Annotated in this window: 13 protein-coding genes; 6 read left to right on the top strand and 7 right to left on the bottom strand. The window is 73.7% G+C overall.

Annotated features, from left to right (window positions below):
• Window positions 1–20: 20 nt before the first annotated feature.
• Window positions 21–1133, bottom strand: coding sequence for a CapA family protein (locus SXIN_RS29590; RefSeq protein WP_019706325.1), 1113 nt, complete (start codon window positions 1131–1133; stop codon window positions 21–23).
• Window positions 1134–1942: 809 nt separating this feature from the next.
• Complete coding sequence (locus SXIN_RS29585; protein ID WP_019706490.1) at window positions 1943–2800, bottom strand: universal stress protein; 858 nt, start codon at window positions 2798–2800, stop codon at window positions 1943–1945.
• 368 nt (window positions 2801–3168) lie between these two features.
• On the opposite strand from SXIN_RS29585, the gene SXIN_RS31405 reads away from it, so the two are divergent.
• A complete protein-coding gene (locus SXIN_RS31405; protein ID WP_019707911.1) occupies window positions 3169–3582 on the top strand; it encodes an OsmC family protein in 414 nt (137 codons plus the stop codon).
• A 220-nt stretch (window positions 3583–3802) separates the two neighbouring features.
• Window positions 3803–5962 carry an MMPL family transporter gene (locus SXIN_RS29575; RefSeq protein ID WP_019707912.1) on the top strand — a complete coding sequence of 720 codons (2160 nt, stop codon included), beginning with the start codon at window positions 3803–3805 and terminating at the stop codon, window positions 5960–5962.
• Window positions 5963–6097: 135 nt separating this feature from the next.
• Here SXIN_RS29575 and SXIN_RS29570 read toward each other — a convergent pair whose 3' ends face one another.
• A complete protein-coding gene (locus SXIN_RS29570) occupies window positions 6098–7243 on the bottom strand; it encodes a glutathione-independent formaldehyde dehydrogenase (protein WP_019707913.1) in 1146 nt (381 codons plus the stop codon).
• A gap of 153 nt (window positions 7244–7396) precedes the next feature.
• Complete coding sequence (locus SXIN_RS29565; protein WP_019707914.1) at window positions 7397–8125, bottom strand: class I SAM-dependent methyltransferase; 729 nt, start codon at window positions 8123–8125, stop codon at window positions 7397–7399.
• Between the two features lie 313 nt (window positions 8126–8438).
• Here SXIN_RS29565 and SXIN_RS29560 point away from each other — a divergent pair, with 313 nt between their 5' ends.
• From SXIN_RS29560 to SXIN_RS29545, 4 genes are all read left to right on the top strand, one after another.
• Window positions 8439–9536, top strand: a complete 1098-nt coding sequence (locus tag SXIN_RS29560; protein ID WP_019707915.1) for a sugar ABC transporter substrate-binding protein — start codon at window positions 8439–8441, stop codon at window positions 9534–9536.
• A gap of 94 nt (window positions 9537–9630) precedes the next feature.
• Window positions 9631–10407, top strand: coding sequence for an ATP-binding cassette domain-containing protein (locus tag SXIN_RS29555; protein ID WP_019707916.1), 777 nt, complete (start codon window positions 9631–9633; stop codon window positions 10405–10407).
• A complete protein-coding gene (locus SXIN_RS29550; protein ID WP_019707917.1) occupies window positions 10404–11666 on the top strand; it encodes a sugar ABC transporter permease in 1263 nt (420 codons plus the stop codon). The genes SXIN_RS29555 and SXIN_RS29550 overlap by 4 nt, the downstream gene beginning before the upstream one ends.
• A 13-nt stretch (window positions 11667–11679) precedes the next feature.
• Window positions 11680–12876 carry an ROK family transcriptional regulator gene (locus SXIN_RS29545; RefSeq protein WP_019707918.1) on the top strand — a complete coding sequence of 399 codons (1197 nt, stop codon included), beginning with the start codon at window positions 11680–11682 and terminating at the stop codon, window positions 12874–12876.
• A 21-nt stretch (window positions 12877–12897) separates the two neighbouring features.
• Here SXIN_RS29545 and SXIN_RS29540 read toward each other — a convergent pair whose 3' ends face one another.
• The 3 genes from SXIN_RS29540 to SXIN_RS29530 all read right to left on the bottom strand — a co-directional run bounded on the left by SXIN_RS29540 (window position 12898) and on the right by SXIN_RS29530 (window position 16108).
• The gene (locus SXIN_RS29540) at window positions 12898–13482 is read right to left on the bottom strand and encodes a VanZ family protein (RefSeq protein ID WP_192883644.1); all 585 of its coding nucleotides are present in this window, start codon (window positions 13480–13482) and stop codon (window positions 12898–12900) included.
• Window positions 13483–13772: 290 nt separating this feature from the next.
• Window positions 13773–15014, bottom strand: coding sequence for a cytochrome P450 (locus tag SXIN_RS29535; RefSeq protein WP_019707920.1), 1242 nt, complete (start codon window positions 15012–15014; stop codon window positions 13773–13775).
• Window positions 15011–16108, bottom strand: a complete 1098-nt coding sequence (locus tag SXIN_RS29530; protein ID WP_050930720.1) for a type III polyketide synthase — start codon at window positions 16106–16108, stop codon at window positions 15011–15013. Before SXIN_RS29530 ends, SXIN_RS29535 begins: the two co-directional genes overlap by 4 nt.
• Between the last annotated feature and the right edge of the window lie 103 nt (window positions 16109–16211).

Below are 16211 nucleotides of genomic sequence, written 5' to 3'. Positions count from 1 at the left end.
GGGCGTCCTCAGGCGGGACGTCAGGCGCTCCGCAGGGTGAGTGCCCCGTGCGGGTCCAGGTCCAGGCGGGTGCCGAGGCCGCGGCTCGCCCGGTCCAGGACGGTCCGCAGCCAGGCGGCGTCCTCCCGGGAGGCATGCCGCAGCGTCATGCGCCGGGCCTGCAGGGGCACCATCCGCAGGCCGGTCAGCCGGCCGGTGTCCGGCTCCAGGCGGGCGAGGTGGAGCAGCCGCAGATCGTCGCGGTAGCGCTCGTAGCCGGTGATGCCCTCGTAGTCGTCGACGAGGTCTCCGCAGCCGTACAGGACGAGCTTGCCCCGGTAGGTCTCCAGCGGGCGGGGGTGGTGCGAGGAGTGGCCGTGGACGACGTCCGCCCCGCCGTCGACGAGCGCGTGCGCGAAGCGGATCTGCTGCCGGGCGATGCCGTAGCCCCAGTTGGAGCCCCAGTGGACGGAGACGACGACGAGGTCGCCGGGGCGCCGCGCCCGCCGGATCCGGCCGGTGATCGCGTGCGCGGCGGCCTCGGAGGGCTCGCTCACCACGGCCACTCCGGCCCGGTCCTCCGTCGCGGCCCAGTCGGGCGGCACTCCGCTGGACGGCATGGCGAGGGCGAGCACCAGGAGTCGGCCGCCTCCGCCGAGCGGTACCACGGCGGGACGCCAGGCGGACCCGGCGTCGTGTCCGGCCCCGGCCGTGCGGAGCCCGGCGGCGGACAGGGCGCCGAGGGTCTCCGCCAGGCCGGGGCGGCCGAAGTCCAGGACGTGGTTGTTGGCGAGCACGCAGACGTCCGGGCGGGCCGCCGCCAGCGCGGGGAGGTTGTCCGGGCTCATCCGGTAGTGGACCTCCTTGCCTGGGGCGAACGCGCCGCTCCGGGTGACGCTCGTCTCCAGGTTGATCACGCGGGCGTCGGGGGCGGCCTCCTCGGCCACCCGGAGGGCCTCGCCCCAGGGCCAGGAGAACGGGGCGGGGCGCGGGACGGGCCCGTTCGCGGCCTCCGCCAGCCCGACGTAGGCGCGGGCGTCCGGGGTGTACGTCTCCCGCAGCGCGGGATCCCCGGCGCCGGGGAGGATCTGGTCGACTCCGCGGCCGAGCATCACGTCGCCCGTGAGGAGGAGGGTGACCGCTGCCCTGGCCATGCCTCCAGGCTAGCCCCGCACCGCCGGGCCGGCCTGTCCGGAGGCGCGCCGGGGGAACGCACGTCCGGAAGCCGGAAGAAAGCGGACGCGGCGTTGGAAGCGGTGGCCGGCCGGGGTGACCCGCCGGTCAGCCCGTGGGCGCCGGCCCCCGGGCCCGCGGTCACAGCAGCTGCTCGCGCGCCTGCGCTCGACCGTTCCGGAGCGGGACGGTCAGCCGGCCCGGCACCGGAGGCCGCAGGCCGGGAGGGGTGGATACCGCCGGACGGCTCCTTCGGCACGGGCCGTCGGCGCCCCTCTCGCCGGAGCGGCCGGGCACCCGCCGGCCGCCGCGTCACCGGGGTACGGCCGTGTCACCCGGACCGCGTCTCCTGCCCCGGTGCGAGGCGCGGGGTGAGGCGCGGCGCGGGGCGGGGGTGAGACGGGATGGTCCGGGACGCGGAGGACCGCCGTCGGGGCGCGGCCGCTTCCCGGCGGCCGGGGGCACCCCCGGGGTGTCGCACGGCCGTTCGCAGCGCTTCGGTATCGTCCACACCTGCCCCCCGGGACGGCCCGCACGCCGGACGGACGGCGGCCCGCACGCCGGTCTCGTCCGGATCCACGGCCCGCCGCCGGAGCGGACGGCCCCGGCGGGCGAAGGCTTCCGGTGCCCGGCCCGACGGGACGGTCACCGGACGGGCCCGGACCCCCGCAGTCCGGGCCGGGCACGGCAGGCGGGCCGGTCACCTGGGGAGGTCACCGGCCCGCCTGTACCGGGGCCGGACCGAGGACCGGGCGGCGGCGCACCCCGGCGCGTGGACCGGCCGCGGGGCTCAGCCGTGCGGGACCACCGCGACCGGGCAGGGCGCGTGGTGCAGCACCGCGTGGGTGACGTGGCCGAGCGGTGAGGGGCGGCCCTTCCCGCGGACGCGGTGGCCGACGACCAGCAGATCGGTGCCCGTACCGGCGGTGATGAGACCGGGACCGGCACTGCCGCGGACCACCTCCTCGGTGATCCCGACCGACGGGTACCTCTCCCGCCACGGGGCGACCGCGTCGGCGAGATACCGTCTCGCCGGTGCCTCGTACTCGTCGAGCACCTCCATGTCCTGCGGGATCGTGGCCCAGCCGTAGGCGCGCTGGGCGTCCCAGACGTGGACGGCCCTGATCACGGCGCCGCGGGCGGCGGCGGCCTCGAAGGCGAACGCGACGGGCTCGTCCGCCTCGTGGTGGAAGTCGAAGCCGACGGCGACGGCCCCGTGCTCGGGCGCACCGGGGTCGTACCCGGCCCGTACGAGGACCACGGGCCGCTCGGAGCGGCCGACGACGGCCAGACTCACCGAGCCCATGAGATGCCCGGCCACGCCGGTCAGCCCGCGGGAACCGAGCACCAGCAGCTCGGCGTCCTGGCCGAGGACGTTCTCCACGGGAGACCCGGACTCCCGCAGGATCTCCACCGGCAGATCCGGATGGCGCTCGCGGAGGCGCCGCTCGAGCTGCTCCAGCCGCTCCTCCGCCCAGGCGTACCCGTTCTGCGGGCCCAGGGCCTTCTCCGCGTCGCTCGGCAGCGCCTCCCTGGCGCAGACGATGCGCAGCGGCCGGCCGCGGAGCACCGCTTCGCGCGCCGCCCAGTCCGCGGCGGTCAGGCTCTGCGGGGATCCGTCGACCCCCGCGACAACCGAATGCAGCAATGTCTCTCTCCTCCGCGGGCTGGCCGGCACGGGGAGGACCGGTGGCCGCGGGTGCGGTCCCGCGCGGGCGGTGCCGCCGCGCCGGTGGCTCCCGGTCTCCACTGTGTGTCCGGTGCGCAGGGGCGGCAATCCGGCGTACGGCCGGATGCCCGTGGCCGCCCGCCGCGCTCCCGCCGCCGCCGGCGCGTCCCGGCGGCGGCGCCGGCGCGTCCCGGCGCGGTCTACGGCCGTGCGCGTGGCCGTACGCTCCGTGGCCCGGTCGTGCCGGCCCTCTGTCGTCCCTGGTCAGCGGGGTGGCCACGGCTGCGGTCGCCGGTGGGGCCGGACCGGCCGAGACTGGAGGGAGGCATCCGGCGGAAGGAGCAGAGATGACGACCCAGCAGCGCGCGCTCTACACCACGGCGGTCGAGTCCCGGCCGGGGGTGACGGAGGTCCGTGTGAGCGGGGACGGGGGCCGGACGCTGCCCGTGGTGAACCCCACGGCGCCCGGTGGGCTCGACGAACGGTCCGGCTGGAGTCCCGAACAGCTGTACGCGGCGGCCGTGGCGACGTGCATGCACCAGGCGCTCGAACTGGCGGCCGGGGTCCGCGGCTCGGACGCGGCCGGCAGCAGCGTCACCGCCGAGGTGTCCCTGGAGCACGACGGCGCCCTGCGCTACTCCCTGGCCGCGGACGTCACCATCGAGCTGCCCGGGCTGGAGGGGGACGCCCGGTCGGACCTGATCGACGAGGCGATCCGCTTCTGCCCGCTGGCGGCGAACGTCCGCGTCAGCGGCGACTGAGCGGCGCCGGCCGGCCCGGGAGACCACCGGCCGTCCCCGCCTCCGGGCGGGCCGTCCGTGCGTCCGTGTTCGGCTGTTCGGCTGTTCGGTGTGGTTCTCCGGTGTCCGTGCGGAGGAGCCCGGGTCCGCCTGCTGGTAGGCAGAGGTGATCCCTTCATCGCTGCAGGACCGGACGCCATCGCGCGGGAGCACCGCCCGCCGGGGTGCGGAGGACGAGAACATGAGCTCCCTGCCACCGAACGCCGCACCCGTGCCGCCGGGTGCCGGCGTGGCCCACGGACCGGGGCCGCTGGGCCGGCTGGGCGCCTGGGCCGCCGGCCACACCAGGCTCGTCCTCCTCGCCTGGCTGGTGGTCGTGGCCGCCCTGGGCGTCTTCGCCCCGCAGGTCAATTCGGCCCTGTCGGGCGCGGGCTGGCAGGCGGACGGCTCGGAGTCGGTCCGGGTCCGCGAGCTCGCCCGGGAGCACTTCGGCGGCAACGCCTCGTCCGCCCTGCAGGTGGTGGTCTCCGCCGACCGGCAGGTGACGGACCCCTCGGTACGGCGGGTCATCGCCGGGGTCGTGCGGGAGCTGGAGGCCGACGACCGCGTCTCCGAGGTGATCCGGCCGCGCCCCGGGGCCACCGTCAGTCCCGACGGGCGCACCGCCATCGTGCTCGGCGGCGCCGCCGCGGACACCAACGACATGGTGCGGGCCGCCGACGACCTCAAGGAGCCCCTGGAGGACCTGTCGCGGAACGGCATCACCGTGCACGCCACCGGTTCCTCGGTGCTGTGGAGCGACTTCAACGAGGCCAATCACGACGCGATGATCCGCGCGGAGGTGCTGTCCTGGCCGGTGACGCTGGCCGTCCTGGTGCTGGCCTTCGGCTCACTCGTCGCCGCCGGGCTGCCGCTGCTGCTGACCCTGGCCGGGCTGGTCGCCTCGGCCGGCTGTCTGGTCCTGCTCAACGAGCTGACGCCGATCTCCGTCTGGGCGATGAACTTCGCGATGATGTTCGCCCTCGCGCTCGGCATCGACTACGCCCTGTTCCTGGTGATGCGCTTCCGCGGCGCCCTGAGCCGGGCGGACACGCCCGTCCGGGCGGTCACCGAGACCATGGACACCGCGGGCAAGGCCGTGCTGCTCTCCGGGATCACCGTCGTGATCAGCCTGTCCGCCGTGATGCTGGTGCCCGCGCCGGCCTTCCGGTCCATGGCCGGGGGGATCATGCTCGCGGTGCTCTTCGTGCTCGCCGCCACCCTGACCCTGCTCCCGGCCGTGCTGGGCGGGCTCGGCCACCGGGTGAACGCCGTGGCGCTGCCCTGGGTGAAGGCGGGCGAGCACCGTTCGCCCGTGTTCGCCGCCTGGGGCGAGCGCCTGTGGCGCCGTCCGCTGCTCTACGGCGCGGCGTCGCTGGCCGTCCTGGTGGCGCTGGCCGTCCCGGTGTTCGGGCTGCGCACCGCGATGCCGTCGATCACCGTGGTGGACGAGGACGCCTCGGCGCGGGCCGGTTACGCGGCCGTGAGCGAGGCGTTCGGTCCCGGTGCCCCCGGCACCCTTCAGGTGATCACTCCGAGTGTCCGGGCGAACGACACCGCCGCCGTGCTGGAGCGGTCTCCCGGCCTCGCGGCCGTCCTGCCCGCGCAGCCCGCCCCGGACGGCTCCGGGCTGTCGATGATCCAGGCCGTACCGGAGGTGGGCCCCTCGGATCCGGCCCTGGGCGGGACGCTCGACGACCTGCGCGCCACCCTGCCCGAGGAGGCGCTGGTGGGCGGCGCCGCGGCGGAGAACCTCGACCTGCAGAAGCTGCTGAGCGACAAGGCCCCGCTGGTCATCGGCGTGGTCCTGGTCCTCGGTTTCGCCCTGCTCCTGCTGGCCCTGCAGGCGCCGCTGATCTCGGCGCTGGGCACCCTGGCCAGCCTGCTGTCGACGGGTGCCGCGTTCGGCGCCGCCCGGCTGATCTTCCAGGAGGGCTGGGGCGCCGGTCCGCTGGGCTTCACCTCTCAGGGTTTCCTGGACGCCTGGGCCCCGGTGTTCTTCTTCGCCATGATCTTCGCGATCGCCATGGACTACACCGTCTTCCTGCTGTCCTCCGCCAAGGAGCACTTCGAGCGGAGCGGCGACCCGCGCGACGCGATGGTCGGCTCGCTGGCGCACTCCGGCCGGGTGATCTTCGCGGCGGCCGGGGTGATGGTCGCCGTCTTCTTCACCTTCGCCCTCGCGAAGCCGCTGCCGCCCAAGGAGATGGGCATCGTCCTCGGCGTCGCCGTCCTGCTGGACGCCCTGCTGGTACGGCTGGTGCTGCTGCCGGTGCTGCTGCGGCTGACCGGCCGGGCCGCCTGGTGGTCCCCCGCCTGGCTGCGCCGGATCCTGCCCGACGTCCGCTTCGCCCACGACTGATCCGGCCCCGGCGCCCGGTGTCCGTCCCGGGGCGGCGCGGCTGCGCCGCACCCGCCGGAGGGCGCCGCCGGCTCCGGCGGCGCCCTCCGCTCCGGGGGCCCGGTTCAGCTCAGGACCCGGTCGTTCCGGGCGCCCTCAGGCGGCGGCCCGTCCCGGTTTGAGCAGCACCTTGGTCCAGCCGTCCTCCCGCCGGTCGAAGCGCCGGTAGGCGTCCGGGGCGTCCTCCAGCGGCAGGCGGTGCGAGACGACGAAGCCGGGCTCGGCCCGTCCGGCGATGATGAGGTCGCGCAGCTGCCGGTTGTACGCCTTGACGTTGGCCTGGCCGGTGGCCATCCGCAGGCCCTTCTCGAAGAACTTGCCGATGCGGAAGAGGAGTTCGCCCTTCTGGGCGTGCTCGCTCGGGCCGCCCGGGTCCTCCGGGACGTACAGGCCCACGACCCCCAGCATCCCGGTCGGCCGGACCGACTCGACCAGGGCGTTGAGGACGATGGCGGGCTGTTCCTCCCCCTCGCGCGCGGTCGCCTGGTAGCCCACGGCATCGATGCCCTTGTCGGTGCCCTCACCCCCGGTCTGCTCCTTGATCTGCTCGGCCGCGTCGCCCTGGCCGAAGTCGACGGGGACCGCGCCGATCCGCTCGGCGAGGCGGAGCCGGTCCGGCTGCCGGTCGACGACGAAGACGCGGGAGGCACCGCGGAGTTGCGCGGAGTACGCCGCCATCAGGCCCACCGGTCCGGCGCCGAAGACGCAGACGGTCTCACCCGGCGAGACCCGGGCCAGTTCGGTGGCGTGGTAGCCGGTGGGGAAGATGTCGGCGAGCAGCGCGAAGTCGTCCTCGTGCTCGTCGCCGGGCGGCAGTTTCAGGCAGTTGAAGTCGGCGAAGGGGACCCGCAGGTATTCGGCCTGCCCGCCGCGGTAGGGGCCCATCGACACATAGCCGTACGCGCCGCCCGCGAAGCCCTCGTTGACGGTCAGGCAGAAGCCGGTGTTGCCGGCCAGACAGTTCTTGCAGAATCCGCAGGCCACGTTGAACGGCAGAACGACCCGGTCTCCCTCGCGGATCCCGGCGACTCCCGGCCCGGTCTCCTGCACGACGCCCATGTTCTCGTGGCCGAAGACGATGCCGGGCTCGGCTCCGGTACGGCCCTCGTACATGTGGAGGTCGGAGCCGCAGATCGCCGAGGTGGTCACCTTGATGACCACGTCGGTGGGGTCCTCGATCCGGGCGTCCTCGACGTCCTCCACCGCCACGTCGTACGGCTCCTGGTACACGACGGCTCTCACAGGGTTCCTCCTCCTCGGGCGGCGCCGGGGCACTCCCGCGCCCCGTCGGCGCGGGATCTCCGCTCCCCCGCGCCGCAATTCCGCCGGAGTTCCCCGTTGCGGCCCGTTCACACCCCCCGTGCCGGGTTGTCCCGTTCCCGCGGCCCTCCGGGATCAGTCCCGGCGGGCGACGACGAGGCGGCAGCGGGGGCTGCCGTCCGGCCGCCGGCCGAGCTCCTCCAGGGGCGCCGTACCCACCGTGAACCCGGCCGCGGTCAGCTCCCCGCGCGCGTCGGCGAGACCGAGGGTCCGGTAGTACATGACGAAGCGGGGCCGCCAGAGCGCGTTGCGGACACGCATCGCGGCGTCGAAGCCCCACAGCGCCCAGTAGGGCCGCGAACCGACCGCGGGCGGGGCCGGCAGCGGGAAGGCGAACACCCCGCCCGGCCGCAGCGCCGCGTGCACCCGGGCGAAGAGGGCGGGCCGCTCCTCCGGAAGGAAGTGCCCCAGGGCGCCGAAGCTGACGGCCAGGTCGAAGGCCCCGGCGAAGGGCAGCCGCCGGACGTCGGCCCGCACCCGGTCCACGGCCGGACTGCCGGGGGTGGCGGGAACGGCGGAGCCGGCCACGGCGAGCATGCCCGCGCTGAAGTCGACGCCGACCACCCGCTCCCGGCACACCCGGCGCAGCACGCCCAGGCCGGCCCCGGTGCCGCAGCAGAGGTCCAGTCCGGTCCCGAAGGGCCCCAGCGGCCGGAGCGCGGTGGTGACGGCGTCGAGCACGCGGTCGGGGGTGCGGTACGGCGTCCGGTCGAACTTGGGGGCGAGCAGGTCGTAGCCGTGCTCGACGGAGGAGAGGGCCTGGACGGCGAGTTCGCGGAGGGTCGGGCCCTGGTCGGAGAACATGACGGCCACCGTAACGAACGGCCCGTCCCGGCCCCGGGCGTCCGGGCGGGGCCGGGACCGCCACCGGTCACCGGCGCGCGGCACGCCGCGGTGACGGCTGCGTCACCTGATTGTTATAGCGCCCAACAAATTCTCCCGTCCCAGGGGTGGCGCCACCCCCGGCGGGGCCCATAAGTTCCCGCTCACAACATTCAGTCGGGTCGTTCCCCACCAACACCCGCGAACCGGTCGAGAGCGCGCTTCTCATCCCGTAAGCCTCCCGTAGAACCGTGCGGACGGTCGTCCCGTCGCACCCCCAGAAAGGACCCTGCTCATGCGCAAGGGACTCCTCCTCACCGTCGCCTCGGCGACCCTGCTCGCGTCCACTCTCACCGCCTGCGGCGACGAATCCTCGCCGGACGGGGCCGCCGGTTCGGACGGCAAGAAGCCGAAGATCGGCGTGATCCTCCCGGACAGCAAGTCCTCCGACCGCTGGGAGACCGCGGACCGGAAGTACCTGGCCGCGGCCTTCAAGAAGGCGGGGGTGGACTACGACATCCAGAACGCGCAGGGCGACAAGCAGACCTTCCAGACCATCGCCGACCAGATGATCACCAGCGGGGTCGGCGTCCTGATCATCGTCAACCTGGACAGCGGCACCGGCAAGGCCGTCCTGGACAAGGCCAAGTCGCAGGGTGTCGCCACCATCGACTACGACCGGCTCACCCTCGGCGGCTCCGCCCAGTACTACGTCAGCTTCGACAACGTGGAAGTCGGCCGGCTGCAGGGCGAGGGCCTCGGGAAGTGCCTGGCCGAGAAGAAGGCCGAGAAGCCGATGGTCGCGGAGCTCAACGGCTCCCCCACCGACAACAACGCCAAGCTGTTCGCCGAGGGCTACGACGGCGTCCTCGACCCCAAGTACGCGTCGGGCGAGTACGTCAAGGGACCCAACCAGTCCGTCCCGGACTGGGACAACGCGCAGGCCGGCACCATCTTCGAGCAGATGCTCACCAAGGAGCCGGGGATCGACGGGGTCCTGGCCGCCAACGACGGCCTGGGCAACGCGGCGATCGCCATCCTGCGCAAGCAGAACCGCAACGGCAAGGTCCCGGTGACCGGCCAGGACGCCACCGTCCAGGGCCTGCAGAACATCCTCGCCGGTGACCAGTGCATGACGGTCTACAAGGCCATCAAGAAGGAGGCGGACGCCACCGCCGAGCTCGCGATCTCCCTGGCCAAGGGCGAGAAGGCCGAGACCAACGCGACCGTCCGCGACCCCGAGGGCAAGCGGGACGTGCCGGCGGTGCTGGAGACCCCGGTGGCCATCTTCAAGGACAACGTCAAGGACGTCGTGGACGACGGCTACGTGACCAAGGCGGAGCTCTGCACCCAGAAGTACGCCGACCTCTGCGCCGAGGCCGGCATCAAGTAACCCGGTCCGTCCGTCCCGCCGCGGGTCCCGGCCCGGCGCACCGCGCGCCGCGTGCCGGGGCCCGCGGCACCCGACCCCAAGGAGCCATCCCCCCATGACCGCCACCCCGATCCTGGAACTGCGCGGGATCGACAAGAGCTTCGGACCGGTGCAGGTCCTGCACGACGTGAACTTCACCGCCCACCCGGGCGAGGTGACCGCGCTCGTCGGCGACAACGGAGCCGGCAAGTCCACCCTGGTCAAGTGCATCGGCGGCATCCACTCGTTCGACTCCGGTGAGTACCTCTTCGAGGGCCGGCCGGTGCAGATGCACAGCCCGCGGGACGCCGCCGCCCTGGGCGTCGAGATCGTCTACCAGGACCTGGCGCTCTGCGACAACCTCGACATCGTCCAGAACATGTTCCTGGGCCGGGAGAAGCGCAGCGGGCTCATCCTGGACGAGGCGACGATGGAGGAGATGGCCGCCGAGACCCTCGCCGGGCTCTCCGTACGGACCGTCAAGTCGGTGCGCCAGCGCGTCGCCAGCCTCTCCGGCGGCCAGCGGCAGACCGTGGCCATCGCCAAGGCCGTGCTGTGGAACAGCAAGGTCGTCATCCTCGACGAGCCGACCGCCGCGCTGGGCGTCGCCCAGACCGCGCAGGTCCTGGAGCTGGTCCGGCGGCTGGCCGACAACGGCCTCACCGTCGTCCTCATCTCGCACAACCTCAACGACGTCTTCGCGGTCTCCGACCGGATCGCGGCCCTCTACCTGGGCCGGATGGCCGCCCAGGTCAGAACCACCGACGTCACCCACGCGCAGGTCGTGGAACTGATCACAGCCGGACGCAGCGGGGATCTGGGCCTCGCCACCACCAACGGAGCCACCGCATGACCACCGCCGTCCACCAGGACCCGCCGCAGCCCGCCAAGCAGCCGCCGGCCCCCGCCGCGCCCGGCCTGGGCACCACCGCCCGCGACTACGTCAACCGGCTGCGCGGCGGCGAACTGGGCTCCTTCCCCGCCATACTCGGCCTGGTCGTGCTCTGCCTCGTCTTCGCGATCCTGCGGCCGGTCTTCCTCTCCAACCTCAACTTCGCCAACCTCCTGACCCAGGGCGCCGGCAGCATCGCCATCGCCATGGGCCTGGTCTTCGTCCTCCTCCTCGGCGAGATCGACCTGTCGGCCGGGTTCGCCAGCGGTGTCTGCGCCGCCGTGCTCGCCATCCTCCTCACCGACATGGGCTGGCCCTGGTACGGGGCCGTCCTCGCGGCCGTGCTCACCGGGGTCCTGATCGGCCTGGTGCTGGGACTGCTGGTGGCGAGGATCGGCATACCCTCCTTCGTGGTCACGCTGGCCGCCTTCCTGGCCTTCCAGGGCATCGTGCTGATGCTGCTGAAGGAGGGCACCAACGTCTCGATCCACGACAAGACGATCCTCGCCATCGCCAACGACAATCTCTCCCCCGCGCTGGGCTGGGCCCTGCTGGCCGCCGGCGTCGGGGCGTTCGCCGTCATCCAGCTGCGGCAGGCGGCCAACCGCCGCCGCCGCGGGCTCACCTTCGCCCCGCCCTCGCTGCTCGCGGTCCGCATCGGCTCCCTCGCCGTCCTCGGCGGGATCGCCGTCCACCTGCTCAACCAGGAGCGCAGCCGCAACGTCCTGGTCGACTCGCTCAAGGGCGTGCCGATCGTGGTGCCGCTCATCGCGGTGCTCGTCGTCATCGGCACGTTCGTGCTCCGGCGCACCTCCTACGGCCTGCACATCTACGCGGTGGGGGGCAACGCGGAGGCCGCCCGCCGGGCCGGGATCAACGTCTCCGCGATCCGGATCTCCGCCTTCGTCATCTGCTCGACCCTCGCGGCGGTCGGCGGCATCATCGCCGCCTCCCGCGGCAACTCGGTCGACCCCAACACCGGCGGCAGCAACGTCCTGCTGCTGGCGGTCGGCGCGGCCGTCATCGGCGGCACGAGCCTGTTCGGCGGCCGCGGCCGGGTGGTGGACGCGGTGCTCGGCGGCATGGTGGTCGCCGTCATCCAGAACGGCATGGGTCTGATGGGGTACAGCTCGGGCGTCAAGTACGCTGTGACCGGCTCCGTCCTGCTCATCGCCGCCGGTGTGGACGCGGTGTCCCGCCGACGAGCCGTTCAACGATGAAGTCGGAGCACGCATGAAAGCCGGTCCCTCGCAGGAGGAGGTCCGCCGGCAGAACCTCAGCAGTCTGCTCCGCCACATCCACCTCGGCGGGCCCGCCTCCCGGGCGGCTCTGGCCGAGCGCATGGGGCTCAACCGCAGCACCATCCTGGCGCTGGTCAGCGAGCTGACCGCGGCCGGTCTGGTCCGTGAGGAACTCCCCCGCGACACCGGCCGGGCGGGCCGGCCCTCCCTGGTCGTCCGGCCCGAGACCGCCCGGGTGTACGTGCTGGCCTTCGATGTGGGCGTCGACTACCTCGCGGCCGCCCGCATCGGGCTGGGCGGTTCGTTCCTCGACCGCCGGGAGACCACCTACCCGAGGATCGGCATGCACCCGGGGGAAGCGGCCGGCCTCCTCGCCGGCCACGCGAAGCAGATGATGGCCGCCGCGCCCCCGGACGCCGTGTGCGTCGGCGCGGGCGCGGCCGTGCGCGGCATGGTCCGCCACCCCGACGGCCTCGTCCGTTCCGCCCCCAACATCGGCTGGACGGACGAGGACTTCGGCGGGGACCTCACCGGCCGGCTCGGCCTGGGCCTGCCGGTGCTGCTGGACAACGAGTCCAACCTCGGCGCGCTGGCCGAACACCTCCGCGGCGCCGGGACGGGCCTGGACGATCTCATCTACCTCCACGGCGACATCGGCATCGGCGGCGGTGTGATCACCGGCGGCCGGCTGCTGCGCGGGAGCAGCGGCTACGGCGGTGAGGTCGGCCACATGATCGTCAATCCCCGGGGCGGCAGGCGCTGCGGCTGCGGCGCCCGCGGCTGCCTGGAGGCCGAGGCCGGGCAGAACGCCCTTCTCGACGCGGCCGGCCACGTCCCCGCCACCACCGGCCGCCGGGCGGTGCGCACCATCATCGAGGCCGCCGACCGCGGCGACGTCACCGCCCGGTCCGCCCTCCACACCGTCGGCGACTGGCTCGCCATCGGCATCGCCAACCTCGTCAACCTCTACAATCCGGCCGCCGTCATCTTCGGCGGCACCCTGCCCGACATCTACCTCGGCGCCGCGGCCCACATCCGCAGCAGCATCAACACCCACACCCTCGCCGCCGCCCGGGAGAACGTCCGCTTCCGTGTCTGCCGGCTCGGCAACGACACCGTCCTGGTGGGCGCCGCGGAACTGGCCTTCAGCCAGCTCTTCGACGACCCGCTCAACCACCGGGCGCCGTAGCGGACGGAGCGCCCGTCCGGTTCACGTGCGGGGTGTACGGGACGCGCGGGCGGGGCCGCCGGCCCAGCGGTGCCACCAGTGGTGGCGGCGCGGGTGCACGGCACGGCCCAGCCGGCGCCCGATGACCAGGTAACCGAGCAGCGCCCCGGCCGTGTTGAGGATGACGTCGTCGATGTCGAAGGCCCGGCCCCGGACCAGCGAACCCTGCACCAGCTCCACCAGCACCATCACCAGCGCCGTGACCACCGCGACGCGCAGCAGCCCCCGCGCCTTGGGCAGCAGCACCGGCAGCAGGATGCCGAAGGGGACGCCGAGCAGGATGTTCCCGCCGATCTGTTTGACGGTGTCCTGGAAGGCGGGCTGTTCGAGGTAGTTGCGGATGGAGTCGCCGGGCCGCAGGTTGCTGTGGATCAGGTCCTCGGAGGCCGCGGAGGGCTCCAGGGTCAGCCGTGCCAGGACGACGGCGAACGCGACCATGGCGCCGAGGGCCACCAGGACCGCCACCGCCCGGACGAGGCCCGAGGGGCCGGCATGCCGCTCGGCCGGCGGCGGAGCCGCGCCGGCCCCGCCGCCGTCCTTCCGGTCCCTCTCAGCCTTGCGGAACATCACGCGGGCCACCGCGCCACCCCCAGGGTCGTCGCCATCCGTTGGCATCGGCTACCCGCGGTACGGGAGCACATGCGGGACGCGCCGGTCACCGGTGGAACGGTCACCTCGGTGCGGTGACCGTTCTCCGGCTCCGTGGCCCGCGTTCTGCGGACCGTCTCCCGGGAAGCGCCGACAGCCTGCCCGCCGACGGCAGTCGGGGCAGGACGCGGGAGGGCCGCCGTCGTCCGCGCGGATCCCGGCACGTCAGCGGAGAGCCACGTCCGGTGTTCTGACGGCCCGTCCGCCCCTCACCACGTCACGGGCAGGGCCTCGGGCCCGCGGATGAGCGCGCCGCGCTGCCAGCGCAGCTCCGTCACCGGGACGGCGAAGCGCAGCCGCGGAAAGCGGTCCAGGAAGGCCGAGACGAGCAGTTCGGTCTCCATCCGGGCGAGCAGGGCCCCTACGCAGTAGTGCGGTCCGTGGCCGAAGGCCACATGCGGATTCGGTCTGCGGGTGAGGTCGATCCGGTCCGGTTCCGGGAAGACGTCCGGGTCGCGGTTGGCGGCCACGTAGGAGACGTGGACGGGTTCCCCGGCGCGGATCCGGACCCCGCCGACGGTCACGTCCTCCAGCGCGATCCGGGAGAGTCCCACCGCGTTGCGGTGCGGGATGTAGCGCAGCAGTTCGTCGACGGCCGAGGGGCGCAGGGCGGGGTCGCTCCGCAGACGGTCCAGGTGGCCGGGGTGGGTGAGGAGGATGTAGAGCATGTTGCCGCAGTTCTTGGTGACCGCCTCGCCGCCGATCTGGAGGAGCACCGCGAAACCGGCGGCCGCCGACTCCGGGACCTCCCCCGCCGCCACCGCTCCGCCCAGCAGTCCGGTCACGTCCTCGCCGTCCCCGGCGGTCCGCTCCCGCATCAGCCCGGTGAAGTAGCCGTGCATCTCCCGCTTGGCCCGTTCGCTGCTCTCCCTGTCCCCGGAGGCGAGGATGAGCGCCGTCCACCGGTGCACGTCGGCGCGGTCGGCGGCGGGCACCCCCATCAGCTCGCAGATGACGGCGAGCGGGAACGGGGCCAGCAGCCGCTCCGTGAAGTCGGCGGGCGGGCCGTCCCGCAGCACGGCCGCGACGAGCCCGTCGAGCGTCTCCCGCGCCCGGTCCCGCAGCCGCTCGACGCCCCGGGCGGTGAAGGCGGGGGCGACGGCACGGCGGATCCGGGTGTGGTCGGGCGGGTCCTGGAAGGCCACGGAGTCCTTCGCGGGGATGAAGTGCGGGGCCAGCCGGGTGATGTCCCGTCCCACGACCGCCTTCCGGCTGAAGCGCGGGTCGTTCGTCACCATCCGGACGTCCTCGTGGCGGGTGACCAGCCAGGCCCAGCCCTCGCCGTGCGGCAGCCGGATCCGGGTGACGGGGCCCTCCCGCATCAGTTCGGCCATGACGGGATCGAAGTCGACGCCGAAGTGGTCGAGTGCGGGCCAGAACCGGACGGGCGGCAGGGGCCCGTCGGGGGAGGCTGTCCCGGTGGCCGTCCCGGCAGCCGTCCCGGCGGTCACCGGGCGGCCCCGCTCACGAGAAGGCGGCCGTGTTCCGGGCCGCCGTCCGCGGAGGTCCAGCGGCCGAGGGACATCTCGGCGGTGATGCCCGGCCCGAATCCGGCGAGCAGTCCGCGCGCGGAGTCGGGGAGGCCGCCCTCGTCGAAGAGCCGCCGCAGGGCGTCCAGGACGACGGCGCTGGCGATGTTGCCGTACTCGGTGAGCGTGGCCCGGCTGAAGCGGAAGGCGTCGGCGGGCACGTCGAGGAACTTGCCGAGGTCGTCCAGGATGCGCGGGCCGCCGGCGTGGACGATGTAGAAGTCGAGGCCGGAGGCGTCCCATCCGTGGTCGGCGGCCAGGTCGCGGAGTGCGGGGGCGAGGGGCTCCATGGTGCCGGGCACACGCTTGTCGAGCTTGAAGTGGAAGCCGGTGGCGCGGACGTCGTAGGCGATCCAGTCCTCGGTGCCGGGGATGAGGTACGAGCCGTTGCGTTCCAGGCTGATGCCGGTGCCGCCGCGGCCGCGGACGACGGCGGCCGCGATGCCGTCCCCGAACAGTCCGTTGGAGAGCAGATTGCCGATGCCGAGATCGTCCGGCTGGTAGCAGAGCGAGCAGAACTCACAGGCGACGATGAGGGCGTTGGCCCGGGGGTGTGCGGCGCAGAAGTCGTGGGCGAGGTTGACGGCCGCGCCGCCGGCCGCGCAGCCGAGCTGGGCGATGGGGAACTGGCGGGTGTCCTCGCGGAAGCCCATGCTGTTGATCAGCCAGGCCGTCAGCGACGGCATGGTGAAGCCGGTGCAGGAGACGAAGACGATCGCGTCGATGTCGGTGACGCGCACCTCCCCGGAGTGCAGCGCCTCCCGGATGACGTCCGGCACCCGCGCCTTGGCCTCGGCCTCGTAGACCGCGTTGCGCGCCTCGAAGCCGGGATGCCGCAGGGTCTCCTCGATCGGCCGCACCAGATGACGCCGGCGCACCCCGGTGTTCTCGATCAGACGGAGGGCGAGTCCGAGTCCGGGGTGGTCCGCGTGTCGCGACCGCGCCAGATCCAGGGTCTGTTCCAGCGTGATCACGTGCTCGGGCACGGACACCGCGGGTCTGCACAGCGTAGCCATGGTGGGGGCTCTTCTCTCCGGCTCGTGTTCAACTCCTGTGCCGACTGTCCTTCCTCCCTCCGGTCCTTTTTCAACATAAATATGCCGGAAGGGTGGTATGGGA

It is taken from the genome of Streptomyces xinghaiensis S187 (assembly GCF_000220705.2).
Taxonomy (GTDB): Bacteria; Actinomycetota; Actinomycetes; order Streptomycetales; family Streptomycetaceae; genus Streptomyces; species Streptomyces xinghaiensis.
The sequence above is the reverse complement of the archived record's forward strand: the minus strand, read 5'-3'. Positions and strand labels throughout refer to the sequence as shown.